Annotated in this window: 12 protein-coding genes; 7 read left to right on the top strand and 5 right to left on the bottom strand. The window is 42.3% G+C overall.

All coding sequences use genetic code 11. The features are described 5' to 3' along the window. Positions 1-3,531 (bottom strand): response regulator, encoded by a 3,531-nt coding sequence (locus J3P43_RS06145; protein WP_255900361.1) that lies wholly within the window; start codon positions 3,529-3,531, stop codon positions 1-3. 190 nt (positions 3,532-3,721) lie between these two features. On the opposite strand from J3P43_RS06145, the gene J3P43_RS06150 reads away from it, so the two are divergent. The 4 genes from J3P43_RS06150 to J3P43_RS06165 all read left to right on the top strand — a co-directional run bounded on the left by J3P43_RS06150 (position 3,722) and on the right by J3P43_RS06165 (position 9,219). Next, positions 3,722-4,264: a YciE/YciF ferroxidase family protein gene (locus J3P43_RS06150; RefSeq protein ID WP_255900363.1), complete on the top strand. Its 543-nt coding sequence runs from the start codon at positions 3,722-3,724 to the stop codon at positions 4,262-4,264. A gap of 15 nt (positions 4,265-4,279) precedes the next feature. Continuing rightward, positions 4,280-4,735 carry a ferritin-like domain-containing protein gene (locus J3P43_RS06155; protein WP_255900365.1) on the top strand — a complete coding sequence of 152 codons (456 nt, stop codon included), beginning with the start codon at positions 4,280-4,282 and terminating at the stop codon, positions 4,733-4,735. A gap of 134 nt (positions 4,736-4,869) precedes the next feature. Beyond that, positions 4,870-7,317 carry a PIG-L family deacetylase gene (locus J3P43_RS06160; RefSeq protein ID WP_255900367.1) on the top strand — a complete coding sequence of 816 codons (2,448 nt, stop codon included), beginning with the start codon at positions 4,870-4,872 and terminating at the stop codon, positions 7,315-7,317. 192 nt (positions 7,318-7,509) lie between these two features. Further along, the gene (locus J3P43_RS06165) at positions 7,510-9,219 is read left to right on the top strand and encodes a sodium:solute symporter family protein (RefSeq protein ID WP_255900369.1); all 1,710 of its coding nucleotides are present in this window, start codon (positions 7,510-7,512) and stop codon (positions 9,217-9,219) included. 13 nt (positions 9,220-9,232) lie between these two features. Here the strand turns inward: J3P43_RS06165 and J3P43_RS06170 are convergent, their stop codons facing one another. After that, entirely contained in the window at positions 9,233-10,081 is an 849-nt protein-coding gene (locus tag J3P43_RS06170) for a DUF2911 domain-containing protein (RefSeq protein WP_255900371.1), read from the bottom strand. Between J3P43_RS06170 and J3P43_RS06175 the strand changes: the two genes are divergently transcribed. Next, on the top strand, positions 10,080-10,256 hold the full coding sequence (locus J3P43_RS06175; RefSeq protein ID WP_255900373.1) for a hypothetical protein: 177 nt from the start codon (positions 10,080-10,082) through the stop codon (positions 10,254-10,256). The genes J3P43_RS06170 and J3P43_RS06175 overlap by 2 nt on opposite strands. 193 nt (positions 10,257-10,449) lie before the next feature. Here J3P43_RS06175 and J3P43_RS06180 read toward each other — a convergent pair whose 3' ends face one another. After that, positions 10,450-12,978: a cellulase N-terminal Ig-like domain-containing protein gene (locus J3P43_RS06180; RefSeq protein ID WP_255900375.1), complete on the bottom strand. Its 2,529-nt coding sequence runs from the start codon at positions 12,976-12,978 to the stop codon at positions 10,450-10,452. A gap of 268 nt (positions 12,979-13,246) precedes the next feature. On the opposite strand from J3P43_RS06180, the gene J3P43_RS06185 reads away from it, so the two are divergent. Then, positions 13,247-13,420, top strand: a complete 174-nt coding sequence (locus tag J3P43_RS06185) for a hypothetical protein (RefSeq protein ID WP_255900378.1) — start codon at positions 13,247-13,249, stop codon at positions 13,418-13,420. Positions 13,421-13,457: 37 nt separating this feature from the next. On the opposite strand, the gene J3P43_RS06190 is transcribed toward J3P43_RS06185, so the two are convergent. Further along, positions 13,458-13,898, bottom strand: a complete 441-nt coding sequence (locus J3P43_RS06190) for a hypothetical protein (RefSeq protein ID WP_255900380.1) — start codon at positions 13,896-13,898, stop codon at positions 13,458-13,460. 919 nt (positions 13,899-14,817) lie between these two features. Further along, on the bottom strand, positions 14,818-15,183 hold the full coding sequence (locus J3P43_RS06195) for a hypothetical protein (RefSeq protein ID WP_255900382.1): 366 nt from the start codon (positions 15,181-15,183) through the stop codon (positions 14,818-14,820). A gap of 166 nt (positions 15,184-15,349) precedes the next feature. On the opposite strand from J3P43_RS06195, the gene J3P43_RS06200 reads away from it, so the two are divergent. Beyond that, positions 15,350-15,568, top strand: a complete 219-nt coding sequence (locus J3P43_RS06200; protein WP_255900385.1) for a hypothetical protein — start codon at positions 15,350-15,352, stop codon at positions 15,566-15,568. The last annotated feature ends 4 nt before the right edge of the window (positions 15,569-15,572 follow it).

Consider the following 15,572-nt stretch of genomic DNA (forward strand, 5'->3'; position numbering starts at 1 on the left):
TTAACTTAACCATACTCTCATCATAGAAAGTAACTTATCCATATCAACAGGCTTCGACACATAGTCGTTGGCTCCGGCCTCTATACACTTCTCTCTGTCGGCTTTCATTGCCTTTGCCGTTAAAGCGATGATTGGAAGTTTCATAAAACGATTTTGTTTCCTGATCTCCTGCATGGCATCATAGCCGTCCATTTCAGGCATCATGATATCCATCAGCACAATATCGGTATCCGGAAATTCGTCGAGTTTTTTCAACGCCTCTATTCCATTATTAGCGATCTGAATGTTCAGCTCATATTCCTGCAGCGCACTTGTGAGCGCAAAAATATTACGCATATCGTCATCTACAACTAAAACAGATCTGTTTTTGAGCGCTTTTTCAAGAGTTGTAGTGTCCGACGATGGTTTTCCCTGCACCTGATAAGGCAAAGGCTTGGTGGGGACCGGCTCATTTGTCCGTATTTTATTCATAAACAAGTTAACCTCATCCAGGATACGGTCATTGGATTTGTTATTCTTTAGCACCATTACATCCGTATGCTTCAAAACACGAGTCATACTTGCCTTATCTAATTCCATTGCGGTGTTGATGACAACAGGAATCTTTACCAATCGCTCGTCGGCTTTTATCTTCTCAAGTAAATCTAATCCGGAAATATCGGGAAGCTTTAAGTCGAGAATAATACAGTCAAATGCAGCGTCGCCGGATAGGATACTCATGGTTTGCTCGCCATCGAAAGACTGTTCTACCTTAATGTTTTTAGTCTTTAACTGCATGGTTAGATTATCACTCTGAATTTGCTGATCTTCAACCAGTAATACCCTGGATATTTTAACATTACCGGTTTCTTTTATGATAAGATCGAAAGCGCCCTGAAGCTCCTCTTTCTCTACAGGTTTGCGCAAAAATCCTAAAGCGCCTTCTTCTTTGGCTTTTGAAATTTTCTCATCCTTGGCCGACATCAGGTGAACCGGAATATCACATGTAGCGGAGTCATCTTTAAGCCTTTTCAATACCGACCAACCGTCGAGTACGGGAAGCATAATATCTAAAACTATTGCATCAGGCTGATGCTTCTTCGCCATTTCAAATCCAGTATCTCCCTGATAAGCGATCAGAGTTTTAAATCCGCGATCCTCGGCATAGTCCTTCAGAATATCGGCAAAATAAGTGTCATCCTCTACAATAAGCAATGTGTATTCCTTATTCGGATCGGGAAGCTTTAAGGCCTCTGCAGGGATTAAATTAGCGATTTCTTCTTTTATAACTGAAGCTGCTTCCTGAATATTCTCTTGCGTTACCGAAGAAGTCTCGAATTCTCCATCGCCTTCCAGTCTTACATGACTTGCAATCGGCAGATATAAGGTAAATGTACTTCCCTGGTTCACCACGCTTTCGACTTGTATCTCTCCGCCCAATAAATTAGCCAGCTGGCGGCTTATTGATAACCCAAGACCTGTGCCTCCGTATTTACGGCTTGTAGATCCATCGGCTTGCTGGAATGCCTCGAAAATAACTTTTTGTTTGTCTTCAGGGATACCTATCCCTGAATCTTTTACTTTAAATGCCAAGACAGAAATATCTTCGTCTTTTAATTGCTCAGAATAATAATGATGATTTTTATCGGCCAGAGACACTTCAAGTGAAACCTTACCGTTTTCCGGCGTAAATTTAAACGCATTCGACAAGAGGTTTTTCAGCACTTGCTCTACCCGCATTCTGTCTGAGTTTATTGCTAACGGGAGGCCCGATTCCGTTTTATATTCGAACTTGATTTTCTTGTTGTTAGCTACCTCTTTAAACAACATCTCGATATCCACCTTGATTTCGTTCAAGGCAACTTCCTCGATGGTTAAATCTACTTTTCCTGACTCTATTTTTGATAGATCAAGAATATCATTGATGAGAGAAAGTAAATCGCTTCCTGCATTATGAATTACCCCCGCATATTTAATTTGCTCTTCAGACAAGTTCTGAAGCTTATTTTCTTTCAGAATCTTCGCTAAAATCAAAATACTGTTTAGAGGAGTCCGCAATTCATGACTCATATTTGCCAGGAAGTCTGATTTATATTTGCTGCTCAATTCTAGCTCTTCCGCTTTAAGCGCAATCGCTTCCTTCGCTAACTCGATTGCCTTATTTCTTTCTTCCAGTAGCTGCGCTTTCTCTTCAATTTCAGCATTCGTTTGTTTAAGTTCTTCCTGCTGTACCATAAGTTCCTCTTCAGAAACCTGCAACAGCTGGGTTTTACGAATCAATTCTTCGTTAGTAGCGCGCAGCTCTTCGTGCTGAGTTTCAAGCTCTTCTGCTTGCTGCTGGGTTTTTTCAACCAGCTCCTGCATCTGTACTCTAGCTTCGGCAGCATTAATGCTCACTCCAATGCTATAAACTACCTTATCAAAGAATGGGGCTGTATCTTCGGGGACATCGCTTGCAAAAGCAAGCTCGATAACCCCCTTAAGCGTATCCTGGAAAAATATAGGCTGTATAAAAATAGATTTTGGAATTGAATCTCCTAATCCAGACGTAACCCTGGTGTAATCTTCCGGGACATCGTTAAAAATAAGATTTTTCTTTTCGGCAACAGCTAGTCCAGTCCAGCCTTCATCTACTTTAATCGTTTTCTTGCCGCTGGCCTTCGGGAAACCATATGCCGCACGCAAATGCAAAGCCGCACCACGTGAGTCTGCTATATATATTGCACCTAAATCGGCTTTTACATATTTAGACATTTCGTTTATGATACACTCACAACGTTCATCAAGGGTTTGAGCACCGCGCATCGCAGCATCCATCATTACAGCACCTTCCAGTAACCAATTCTGTCTGTCGCTTTCTTTTGATACCAGCTCAAGCTGATTATGGGTTTCCAGCATCTCTGTCTCAATATTTTTTTGAGCCAGGAAAGTTCTTCTGATCAAGGAGGATAAAAGAATTACCAGACACAAGATAAAGAGACTGCCTCCGATTATAATAGCAGAAGTTCTGAAAGCGCTGGCTTCATTTTCGGCTCGTTGAGCCATCAAAACCGCCCTTTCAATCTCCTCGATCTTACTTACATGCAGCCGCACCATATCCATCTGCTGCTTTGCACGACTGGTTTTCAATAAACTTGCTGATGCGTTTATTCCGCTTTTATCGTGTGCTTCTATTATCGCTTTCATTTCGGCAAGCTTCTCCGAAACATAAAAGGAAAGTGAATCAACATTTTTAACCTGAACAGGATTATCTGAGACCTGCTGCCTCAGGCGGTCGACTGTTGGCCTGACAAGGCTGGCGGAATAATTATAGCGGGAAATAAAGTCTTTTTTATCAGTTAAAATATAGCCTCTTTCACTGCTTTCGGCATCAAGCAGGTGTTGATATACGTCGTGGGTTTGCACCAGAACCTTCTCTGTTTGCGACACTCGTTTTTCAGAGTCTTGCAAATCGCTAATACTTAGGTACGACGAAATTCCGAGAATAAAAACACAGCCTATAGTTGCGGCAAAGCCCGTGAGTACTAACTGTTTAAATGTAAGTTTTTGCATTAGAGCTATAATAGATTTATAATTTACTGACTATTACGAGGTAGGCGAAAAATGGTTTCAAACTTCGACAGCCCTAAGATATTACAATCTGGCTAATTTGAAAATTTAATAAAACCCTTTCATCAAGGAGGTGTTAGAATTTAAGAACATCTAAAAACAAGGTTAGTTAACCATAAACTGAAAAAATACCATGAAAACACAAAATTCAAAGACATCAAACGAAAGCAGCATTCAAGAATCCGGGCTTAAAACTCTGTTTATTGACGAATTAAAAGATATCCTGTGGGCAGAGAAACATCTTTTAAAAGCACTTCCAAAAATGGCTAAAGGTGCAACCTCGGAAGAATTGCGCTCTTCTATTGAGATGCATATAACCGAAACTGAAAATCAAATTACCCGTTTGCAACAGGTTTTTGAGCTGGTAGGCCAAAAAGCTACCGCGAAAAAATGCGAAGCAATGGAAGGTTTGGTAGAAGAAGGTAAAAGCATGATGGAGGAAACAGAAACAGGAAGTCTTACCCGCGATGCGGCCATCATTTCCTCGTCTCAAAAAATGGAGCACTATGAAATCGCTTCATACGGTACTTTACGTACCCTTGCAAACACCCTGGGGTTAAGCGAAGCAGCCGCATTGCTTGAAGAAACCCTGGAGGAGGAAAAAAACGCTGACATTAAATTAACTCAGATAGCAGAGAGCTTTGTAAATGAATCTGCTAAAGCAGAAAAAGAATAACAAAAAACAAAATCTATGGAAACAAGAAATGAAGATCTAATCGACGGAATAAAACACCTTCTCCACATAGCTAACGATGGAAAAGAAGGCTATAAGACCGCAGCCGAAGATGCCGATTCAGCAGAATTGAAAGCACTGTTTACGACCTACTCAATCCAGCGGTCTGAATTTGAAATGGAATTGAAAAGTCTGTTACGCCAGTTAGGTGCAGACTCTGATAACGAAAGCGGCGGTCCCTTAGGCGCTATTCACCGGGTTTGGATGGATATTAAAACCGCTGTAACCGGAAACGACAACCATGCTATTCTTGATGCTTGCATCACCGGCGAAAAAGCTGCAATAGAAGCGTATGATAAGGTATTAGCAGATACGAGTCTGACCCCGGAAATGCGCGAAACTTTAACCTCTCAGCGCTCAGATATTAACGAGTGCCTGAGAAACGTTCAGAGTTTAGAACAACAGTATTCTTAGTACTAAGTTTAATGCCCCGGAAAGCCCCAACCTCAAAAGTTGGGGCTTTTGTTATTGTAAGTACACAGTAATTTCATTATTACGTCTGGTGCATTAACCATTTTTTATTTTATTTTCGACGCTTATCATTTGATATGAACAGCCGTCGATATTACGTTTTCCTACTTCTTCTCCTCTCTTTTTCGGTCAAAGCTCAAGAGTTTAATCAGCTAAACTCCTCCGAGATCAGGCTCGGTTTGCAAAAGCTTAACGTGGTAGGCAGTGTTTTATACATTGCAGCCCACCCCGACGACGAAAACACGCGTTTGCTCGCTTATCTGGCTAAAGAAAAAAAGTTACGAACGGGCTATTTATCCATTACCCGGGGCGATGGTGGACAAAACCTTATCGGAACAGAGCAAGCAGAACTTTTAGGCCTGATAAGAACCCAGGAACTTCTCGCAGCCCGGAAAGTGGATGGAGCAGAGCAATTCTTTACCCGTGCCAATGACTTTGGATTCTCGAAGTCGCCGGAAGAGTCGCTAAAATTCTGGGGGAAAGAACAAATCCTGGAAGATGTAGTTTGGGTGATTAGAAACTTTAAACCCGACGTGATCATCACGCGATTTCCGGAAGATGAAAGAGCCGGACATGGCCAGCATTCGGCTTCTGCAATCCTGGCAAGAGAAGCTTTTATTGCTGCCGCAGATTCAAAACGTTTTCCTGATCAACTTAAACAAGTAAAGACCTGGCAGGCAAAAAGAATCGTGTGGAACACCTTTAATTTCGGGGGAACGAACACAACAGCCAGCGATCAACTAACTATTAACGTTGGCCTTTACAATCCATTACTGGGGAAATCATACGGAGAAATTGCTGCAGAAAGCCGCACCAACCACAAAAGTCAGGGGTTTGGAAGCGCTAGTCAGCGGGGCGATTTCATGGAGTTCTTCCGTCATGTGGCCGGGTCGAAGGCTAAGACTGATTTGTTTGAGGGTCTAGATTTCAGTTGGGGGAAACTTCCAGATGGCAAAGAGATTTCTACACTTATAAAAGCTGCCGAGAATATCTTTGATGCTACTCAACCCTCAAAATCTGTTGAATCTCTGCTTAAAATAAAACGTCTGATCGATCAAACTGAAGAACAGCAGAAATCGGAAGAAATTAACAAACTGATATTGGCATGCGCAGGGATTTGGTTCGAGATGACCAGCAACGAACCCTATTACGCGGCGGGAGATTCAATAGCGGTGAAACTTCAGGCAATAGCACGGGTGCCGACAGACTTTAAATACGACGTATCAATCAACGAAACTTTATCCAAACAAACAGGTCTCAAACTCTCACCTAATAAAATTACCACCGTCAATCCGTTGGTAAAATTCGAAACACTTTCCAATACCCAGCCGTACTGGTTACGTCTGCCTCAGAGCATAGGGTCTTACTCCCTGACTAATACCAATGAGAATGGAATGCCCGAAAACAAAGATCCCTTTAGTGCAATTTTCAACGTTCAAATAGGCGATCAAAAAATAACGGTAAAACGTCCGGTAGTTTATAAGTACACCGACCAGGTTCGCGGAGAAGTATACCAGCATCTTGTTGTGGCGCCACCGGTTACTGCTTCGCTCACAGAAAAGGCCTATGTATTCAATCATAACACTCCCCAAAAAATAAGTGTTCAATTGCAGAGCTTCCGCGATAATATTGCAGGCCGGGCTGAAGTTCAGGTACCTGCCGGCTGGAGCGTTACTCCTAAAACCGTCGATTTTACATTGCAAAAGAAAGGTGGTTTTGAAGTTAAGGAATTTACGATTACCCCCGGTGGCAACGTTTCTAACGGAAACATGACGGTTAATATCCGGGTTGGCAATCAGACGTTTAATCAAGGCTTTAAAGAAATAAAATACGATCATATTCCTGCTCAAAGCCTGTTTCCGAAGGCACAAGCGCAGGTAGCACGATTAGATATCAAAACCACTGGAAAAAAAGTGGCCTACATTGCCGGAGCGGGCGATTTAGTTGGCGAGTCGTTAAAATTAATTGGTTACGATGTTACCAATCTCTCGGCTGAGCAAGTTTTAAGTACAGACTTATCTGCTTTCGATGCAATAGTTACCGGAGTGAGATTGTATAATACCAATCCGGATGTAAAGGCGATGCAGCCCAAACTTTTAGACTATGTTTTTAAAGGTGGTGTGTTACTGCTGCAGTACAATGTTAGCAATCCGCTTTTAATACAAAACATGGGGCCCTACCCTTTCAGGCTTAACCGCGACCGGGTTACACAGGAAGATGCTGAAGTTCGGCTGATTAATCCGGAACACCCTGTTTTAAACTTTCCTAATAAGATTACCGCCCGGGATTTTGAGGGCTGGATACAGGAACGGGGACTCTATTTTGCCACCGAAGCGGATGCAGCTTACACACCGATACTAAGCACCAATGATACCGGAGAAAAGCCAAATACCGGTTCTTTACTGGTAGCCAATCATGGTAAAGGGAAGTTTGTGTACACTTCATTATCTTTCTTCAGGCAATTGCCCGCAGGCGTGCCCGGGGCATACCGGTTGTTCGTAAATTTAATATCTAAACAGAAGTAAAATCCGTTCAAAGAAACGCTTCAGCCATATACTAACAGGGTCGCAAACAGACATCAAGCAGTTTTTATTTATGAAAGATACAAATCCCGACCTTCCTCCTTTTGTTAAAAGCTGGAATCAATTCTACCTGCTGTTAATAGGCTGGCTAGTCCTGCTTATTATTGCATTTTACTGCTTTACCTGGTATTTCGCATGAGTACGATTGACTGGTGCATTTTGGTTCTGACGCTTACGGGCATTGTAAGCTACGGTGTTTATAAAAGCAGGGGAAGTCATGATATTAAAGGCTTCCTCTTGGGAAACCAGTCGCTGCCATGGTACCATGTTTGCCTTTCGGTGATGGCTACACAAGCAAGCGCCATTACGTTTTTATCTGCCCCCGGACTGGCCTATTCTTCGGGAATGAGTTTTGTCCAGTTCTATTTCGGCCTGCCCCTGGCCATGATTGTACTTTGTATCACCTTCGTGCCTATTTTTCACAGACTAAAAGTATACACTGCCTATGAATTTCTGGAAGGCCGTTTCAATCTTCAAACACGGGTACTTACTGCATTTTTGTTTTTAATTCAGCGAGGTTTATCCACTGGAATAACTATTTATGCTCCATCTATCATACTATCTACTATTTTAAATATTGATACTACATACACCACCATCTTTATCGGCGGATTGGTAATTTTCTATACTGTTTACGGAGGAACTAAAGCGGTTTCGTATACCCAGCTGCTTCAAATGAGCATTATATTTTCCGGACTGTTTGCAGCCGGGGTAATGGTAGTGTATCTCCTTCCGGAAGATATAGGTTTTGTAAAAGCTATCAGCATTGCCGGTAAAATGGGCAGAACCAATGCCATTGATTTTTCGTTCGACTGGGATAATCAATACACGGTCTGGAGTGGAATTATCGGTGGATTCTTTTTACAGTTATCGTATTTTGGAACCGACCAAAGCCAGGTTGGAAGATACCTGACAGGCTCATCGGTAGCCCAAAGCCGCCTTGGCTTATTGATGAACGGCCTGGTAAAGATCCCCATGCAATTTTTGATTTTGTTGATAGGGGTTTTGGTGTTCACGTTTTACCAGTATCACAAACCGCCATTATTTTTTAACAAATACGAGATCAATAAACTCGAAAAGAGCTCCTTCAACCCGGAATTAGCTAAGATCAGATCTGAATATGATAAAGCCTTTGATGATAAACAGCAGCAGGTCATCAAATTAAACCAGGCTATCACAACAGAAGATGAGGCAGCGATTAATCAAAGCAGAACAGACCTGAAACTGACGGATGAAAAAACCAAGGCTTTAAGGACGAAGTTGACCGATTTGATGCAAAAGAATGATGCCGATGCAGAGATCAACGACAACAACTATATCTTTCTGAGCTTTGTGACCGAATATTTGCCCAAAGGATTGATAGGCCTACTTATCGCTATCATCTTCCTGGCTTCTATGGGTTCGACTGCAAGCGCTTTAAATTCCTTAGCTTCTACTACGGTGATTGATGTGTATAAGCGTTTGATCCATAAAGAAGCATCAGATAAGAATTACCTCCTGGCATCCCGGCTGGCTACCATTGGATGGGGACTTGTTTGTATTGTAATGGCTTTATATGCCAGCAAAATGGGCAATCTTATTGAAGCCGTTAATAAACTGGGGTCGTATATCTACGGTACCATTCTGGGAGTATTCCTGGTGGCCTTTTACCTGAAACGAATTCAAGGAAAAGCAGTGTTTTACGCAGCTGTGTTAACAGAGATAATTGTTTGCATTTGCGGATATTATGGCGTAGTGGCTTATTTATGGCTTAATGTGATCGGGTGTCTGACGGTGGTTGTGCTGGCAACGATAATTGAAATGGGCACAAAAAAGCCGCCGGGCAAATACCCGGCGGCTGCATAAAATAGCTGAGTGATTATTTTTTTGCTTCGGCTAAAGCCTCACCGTTCAATTTAATATACTCGTCGTTTTTGGCTTCGCGAGCTAAATCTATTCCGGCCTGAGCTGTCTGCGCAGCACCTTTTTTATCGCCGGCTTTTAGTTGAACACGTGCTTTCCAGTATTTAACGTGAGGAGCTTTAGGGCTACCAGCTTCGGCAGCATTCATCCATTCTAAAGCTTTGTTGATGTCTTTACCATTATTGAAATAGTATTGAGCCGCCTGGAAATAAGGTTTCTTTTCACCCTTCATAGCTTCATCGATACTTGCCATCACCTTACTATCTATGTCGGTGCTCAGGTTCAAAGAAACCGCTGTGTTGTCCCACATTAGTTGCAGAGCAGCGGTAGTTGGATAAACATTTGCGATTTGAATGGTAAAAGTCTCTACCTTATCTTTAAGCGTTGCAGGCTTCACTTTTATCCTTAAAAAGTCGTCGGCCTCTTTGTATGCGTAAGCGCCCCATTGCTTTGAGCCTTTACTTAGAATTACGGTCCACTCGTTCTTTCCAGGGACAGTGAACAATCCATATTCTCCGGCCGGCACTGTGTTTCCCTCAATCTTGATATCGTCTGTAAAGGTAATTACAGTTGCACTATTAGCACCTGTACGCCACACTGCATCGTAAGGCACAAGTCCGCCGAATATTACGCGGCCTTTTACATCAGGTCTCGAGTAGGTTACGGAAATTTTCCCAAGGCCGAAATCCTGAGTTAAGGTTTGAGTTGAGCTTGCCTGGGGCATTTTTATGCCTTGAGCATTTGCCAAAGGGCTATAGCATACTAAACAAACTGCCACAGCAAAAAAACTTTTAAATACGTTCATGATGATAAATTTATGGTTTAAAAATACGAATAGAATCTATAAAAAGAACGTCTGTTTATATTGTGTCTTAATACTGACCGATGAGCTGGTTGAAATGTCGGGTAGCGTGTTCACCGGCTACTTATTCGCAGGTTTGGAGATTGCTGCGTCGGGGCAGGCAATGGCGAGAGGATAACTATCGTGATTACTTATAAGCATGGGAGCTTATTGATAAATCGCGGAAGCTTATTAATAAACTGCAGATTGGGTACTGGTTGTGAGGAAATAGGTTTAACCATAAGCCTCAAATCAATAGACTTTATAACTTGCGCTGAAATCGAACCAGTTTTGAATCGGTACCCGATTCAAAACTGGTGAATGTAGTTTGTTTATTTTACTAAATTCTTAAAAGCTGATCCAAAAATTAAGTAACTGGTATTGCCACCAATAGTGCCTTCATTTTGTCCCCAGAAAAATGGCCAGTCGTCGTAGTTTTCGAAATGGTCGGGTTTTCTGAATAATAGGCCCGGAGCAACATTGCCCGGAATAAAAGAGAAATCTGCCCTGTTATTGCCGTAAAAGACTGCCTTGGGACGTGTAGCACCAACGGTTGCCACTAACGAATAGTTATGATACGGGTGGCAGCCATACAAGTAGTTAGCTGCTTTAAAAGCATGGCTTTCGTCAATAATATCAGGGAAATGTTTGCTGGCAAAGCAAATTGTGGTACCAAAATTCATCACCTCTCCGCTACCTGCCCAGTTACCAAGACCAATAGGTACTCCGTATGGATTGTCCTTTTCTAGTCCGCCGATGTATTCTTTGTACTTCACAACATATGGTCGCAGTTTTTCTTTGAAGGATGCGTCCATATGCGGTATGGCATCCAAGGCCGTAAGAAGAACGATATTCACGTTACGGTCAAGTGCTGGCCATAAAAGTTGCTGAAATCTGTCTAGGTATTGTTTTTCACCGGTTGAAACATACAATTGAAAATTTGTGGCAATATCTCCTCTCCCGCGCCTGCCTAAGCTATCTTGCGAGCGGTTTGCAAGTAATTCTGATGACTCTTTTAACAGTCTTTTTGACTGTTGCAATGCCCTGTCCGAAAGATCGTCGTTATAACCCTTCAGCGCCCGGCTTGCTGCTGCAAACATTGTTGCTGCGTCAAGGTCGAGACGAGGATTACGGCTTGTAAACGCCCACAGGTCATCCTTCACTCCACTTGACCGGCCGTCACCGGCTACTTCGTAAGGACCCAGTTTGGGATTATAAGGGAGACCGTCGGTCAATGAGGCTGCATCGCCGAGGTGATGGTAATTGTCGAGCACAGAGTTAGAAAGCGTTTGTGACATGTGGCCTATAATCTCTGCCTGGGCTACCAGGTTCAGGGTTCCATGCTCGATAAACTGCAATACATCCGGCGTTCCATCGGGTCGGTGAAGATCTACATAACGCTGCTTCTGGTCAACAAAAGTCTGATCGCGCAGGGGTTTAAAATGTTCCCATGTCCGAACGAAGTTTTGCACCACGCTAATGTTCGATCCGGTCTCGATGTCAAAATCTCCGGCGTCGAAAAAGCCACCTACGTTTAATCCGGGTATCAGTTCGAGCGCTTTATATTTGGTGTCGGTAGTTGGTCCCTGCTTATGAAGATCGAAGTGATCGGTGTTGGGCGGAGCCTGGCGATAACCTTCTTTAAAGGGCTCGCCATGCCATACTCTGTAAGCCTCGTTCACGAACATATGGTTCATATGTATCGGGATCCATATATCGCTGGTGGCATCAGTGATCTTATCGTAAACGTTGTTTTGTATTAAGAAGTTATTGGTTTTTAGGTTGCCATACTGAATGTAGTATATGCCAGGAGTGTTGACAGACGTAAAGTCGAATTTTACATAGTTGTATTTAAAGTAGTTACCCCAGGGTGTAATATTGCCGCTAAAAACTTTGGTAGCTTTACCATCGTCGCCTATTTTGTATAACGATGATACAGTAAGCGGCTTGTCTTTCTTGTCGAGTTCAATAACAGCAACTTTTTTCTGCGAAGGGAGATAGCCCACCTGGGAAAAGCCGATATTTGGCTCCCGGATCCAGCCATTGATAGCATTTGGTTCAACTGTCCAGGTCAGGACCTTGCCTGTTTTTCCCGCAGGAAGTAAGCTGCGAACTACAAACCAACCATTTTGGGCCAGTACACGGCCATCGAAAAGCATAAGATCGGCATCCTGCGAGGTGATTTTCACCAGACGTTCAGGTTCATCGGGTGCAAGCAGAAATGTACGCCCGGTTTCAAGGGGAAGCGGATCGATGTATTTGCCGGTCCCTCTGTCGTCGGCAGTTATATATCCTTTATATTGCTTTGGTTTTTCGCTGTTGGGCCTTGTAGTGGTATTACCTACAACATAGCGCGGGAACCGGTTATACCGGCCATCCATCAAATAAGCCTTTTGCCAATATTGTGAGGGTAAAAACTCGAGATTAAATCCAGCACTTCCTTCAAGCGCCTTAGGAACCGGTTTATCAAGGTAAACAGATATCTCAACACCTTTACCTTTCGCGGTTACAACCACGCGCGAATCAAAATCGTAATCCTTATACCTCAGCGTGGCCTCAATGGTTTTGGCCGCACGGTTTACCTTTCGGTTTGATATATCGGGAACAAGATCCCACTGCTCGGGAGTATTGGAGAGTCGCACAGCGCCGCCCTGCGATGTTCTGACGCCATGGTGAATTAATTCTATCCCGGCGTTCTTTTCATCGTTAAAACCTCCGGTAAAAAGGTTATTGTACACAAGGACATTAACGCCCTGCGTCTCGAAATACTCAAGATCATTGAGCTTTAAATCCTGGCTCGAAGCATAATTGAACGCCGCCAGCTGGAGCACTACAACTGATAAAAATCTTAATCTATTCATGTTTGGTTAAAAAATAAAAAATACTGTTTTAAACTCCTGCGGTGAAAAAAGCGGCCCCAGCGAACATATCTGCGATATTGCGAGGCTTAAGAGAATCAATTTGAGGTGCAAGTGAGATATTTACACGGAAGAACAATGGCGCAAAAAGAAGTCTTTTCTTCATCAATTTGAGTGATTTTTTTGCTTTTAAGTACTGATACTACAAAGCTAAAGCGGCCTGTTGAGAACCGATGTCACATTTGATGAAGGTGATAGAACATATGTATAGATGAACTGGATTAATTCAGCTTTTCAGACTGAACATTATTGGGCGGACATATTGAGGGAAGGCCTTCCTTCGGCACTTGGCGTATTAGTTACGGCTACTGACGTAGTAAGCGGCATGAGTCAGGAAGTTAGGGAAGACAGCAAGCGAAAAGCCAAGTACATCCCAGTTACATAAGTTTGAGGAAGAAGAAACGTTGAGTGCGGATACTCTTTTAGTCTCCTCTGCTCCCTAGTACTTCTTTGATTCTTTTTTGGAAGTCGGATTTTTGCTTCAATAAAATTAAAACTGGAATAAGGAGCAATAATAGGCAAAACCCTAAGTAAGTAAGCTTTTCATAAACAGAAGGATTTGCATTACCGTTTATAGTTACTTTATTAAACAAAACAGAAACCGAGAAAAGCAGCAAGGTAACAATACCTGCAATTTTGTATACGGTAGAGATTTCAATTTTGACTAGAATCTCTTTTTTTGAAATATTTATATTTCCGAAAGCTCTAAAGGTTGAGTTCGTAAGTATGAGTTTATCGCCATCTCGATTTGCGTATCGAATTTTGTTTGGTGAAGGAAATATGATTAGTCGAGTTTCTTTCTTTTGAATATCAGAGATCCTCTGGTCGATTTCCTGAATATTTAAATCGGTCTGAATTTTCATCCTCTTAGTGTTTAGCCGAGTCATATTGAAAACCAGATCGTCGGCTACTGTCCGGTTTTTATATTTCCCAGTGGCATATTGGTTAACCTTTTCTCGGATATATACAAAGAAAAAGATATGAAGAGCAAAGAATAGAATAGCGAAAGTGATGTTTACGGTTGTAATTATAGGGCTGTGTCCAGAAATTATCAGAATTATTTTAAGAGCTATAATTGCGGCAATTATGAAGAGTGCGACTCGGACGTAATGGGTTTTCTTGGAAAGAAGCAATAATCCGCAAGCGATATATACTAAGTTATAGGCTGTATCAAATAAATGATAATCTGGAAGTTGAAAGGCATGCTGTTTCACATTGTAATATCTAAATACAATACTAACAAATAGGACCATAAAACGTCCAATCATCAAAATTCCTTTTGGAAAGGCTGCGGCGTGGGGAGGGTGCATAAAAAATCTTGTTTAAAGTGAGGTGTACAAAGCTATCGAACGACAATTATTCGATCTTGTAATGTAGTTCGATGTGTCCTTTTTGTTGCCATTAACATTAAAGGTCTGCGATGATGACGGCTACGATGCACTTTATTTTAGCCCGGCAAAAAGCATTGTTAAAAGTAAAAAAATTTCAAGAATAACGTTACCGCCGTTTTTGTAATAGGCTACGTTGGGTCAGTATCCTTCTTTGCAGGTTGGGATCACAACGCCGCTGGCCGGCGAGCCGTAGGCCCCTGTGCTCCTCAGCCGCCTCCGTCATGCAGTCAACCAGGCCCAGGATGTTCACGCCCGCGCCAAATGCAAACAAAAAAGCCACTCTTCCGATTTGGAGAAGTGGCTTTAGCTGTACACCCATCAGGTGATATTTTAATCGCTAAACCGCTGATTTTCAACGCTCATATAAAGCACTGCGAAGTAATTGCGAAGTTTATACCACTTTCAGCCCCATTTTATTAGCCAGCACATGTAGCTGCTTTATAAATTCCCCGAGATCCTGAGCTTTACTCATCGGGTACTCTACCTGGAAAGAAATACTCGCTCTTCGCTCATATTCCGCAGCAGTTTCCTCAAAAGCCAGGTCTTTGGTTGGCTTTATTGGAGGATTGATTTCTGAAAAGAAATTATGCCCCAAGGCCACCGAAAAATCCCAAAGCTGGTGAACGGTCCAATCCTCCTTTTTGTAATAATTATAGATGTTGCGTTCGGCTGTGCTTAATTCTTGTGCAAGTTCGGGAGCGCTTTTTTCTACGGACTTTGCAATTACTGCAACTCTTTTACCAATATGAGGCTTCATTTGGCAAAATTGGTAAAACATTTTCGCTTGTAAATCAATTACTTATGTAATTTTAATGCATAAAACTGTAAAATACTTGCAGTATTCGCCAAATATTTACAGTTTTACACTTGTGATAAGGAACACAAGTATAGGCACAACAATAAAGGTAAACAATCACATTAAAATGGGACTAACGAAAGCCTCTTTAAACAAGATTAAAAAGCACCTACCTCGGCCATGGGTGGATACCCTGGCAAATGAGTTTGAGATATCAGATTCAATGGTCGTGAAAGTGATGGCGGGTAGTAGAGTGAAAAAGGATTTGGTGGTGAAAGCGATCGAGATGTCGAAACTCCCTGCCGCCGAAAAAGAACAATACACCTACAAAGTTTTGAACGATTGATATG

The organism is Paradesertivirga mongoliensis (genome assembly GCF_024436395.1).
GTDB lineage: Bacteria > Bacteroidota > Bacteroidia > Sphingobacteriales > Sphingobacteriaceae > Paradesertivirga > Paradesertivirga mongoliensis.

What these genes read in the sequence shown, in the direction of transcription:
- J3P43_RS06170 (WP_255900371.1), bottom strand. Translation starts at nt 10,081, where the DNA reads ATGAACGTATTTAAAAGTTTTTTTGCTGTGGCAGTTTGTTTAGTATGC.
- J3P43_RS06150 (WP_255900363.1), top strand. Translation starts at nt 3,722, where the DNA reads ATGAAAACACAAAATTCAAAGACATCAAACGAAAGCAGCATTCAAGAA.
- J3P43_RS06145 (WP_255900361.1), bottom strand. Translation starts at nt 3,531, where the DNA reads ATGCAAAAACTTACATTTAAACAGTTAGTACTCACGGGCTTTGCCGCA.
- J3P43_RS06185 (WP_255900378.1), top strand. Translation starts at nt 13,247, where the DNA reads ATGAACTGGATTAATTCAGCTTTTCAGACTGAACATTATTGGGCGGAC.
- J3P43_RS06180 (WP_255900375.1), bottom strand. Translation starts at nt 12,978, where the DNA reads ATGAATAGATTAAGATTTTTATCAGTTGTAGTGCTCCAGCTGGCGGCG.
- J3P43_RS06165 (WP_255900369.1), top strand. Translation starts at nt 7,510, where the DNA reads ATGAGTACGATTGACTGGTGCATTTTGGTTCTGACGCTTACGGGCATT.
- J3P43_RS06155 (WP_255900365.1), top strand. Translation starts at nt 4,280, where the DNA reads ATGGAAACAAGAAATGAAGATCTAATCGACGGAATAAAACACCTTCTC.
- J3P43_RS06190 (WP_255900380.1), bottom strand. Translation starts at nt 13,898, where the DNA reads ATGAAAATTCAGACCGATTTAAATATTCAGGAAATCGACCAGAGGATC.
- J3P43_RS06175 (WP_255900373.1), top strand. Translation starts at nt 10,080, where the DNA reads ATGATGATAAATTTATGGTTTAAAAATACGAATAGAATCTATAAAAAG.
- J3P43_RS06200 (WP_255900385.1), top strand. Translation starts at nt 15,350, where the DNA reads ATGGGACTAACGAAAGCCTCTTTAAACAAGATTAAAAAGCACCTACCT.
- J3P43_RS06160 (WP_255900367.1), top strand. Translation starts at nt 4,870, where the DNA reads ATGAACAGCCGTCGATATTACGTTTTCCTACTTCTTCTCCTCTCTTTT.
- J3P43_RS06195 (WP_255900382.1), bottom strand. Translation starts at nt 15,183, where the DNA reads ATGAAGCCTCATATTGGTAAAAGAGTTGCAGTAATTGCAAAGTCCGTA.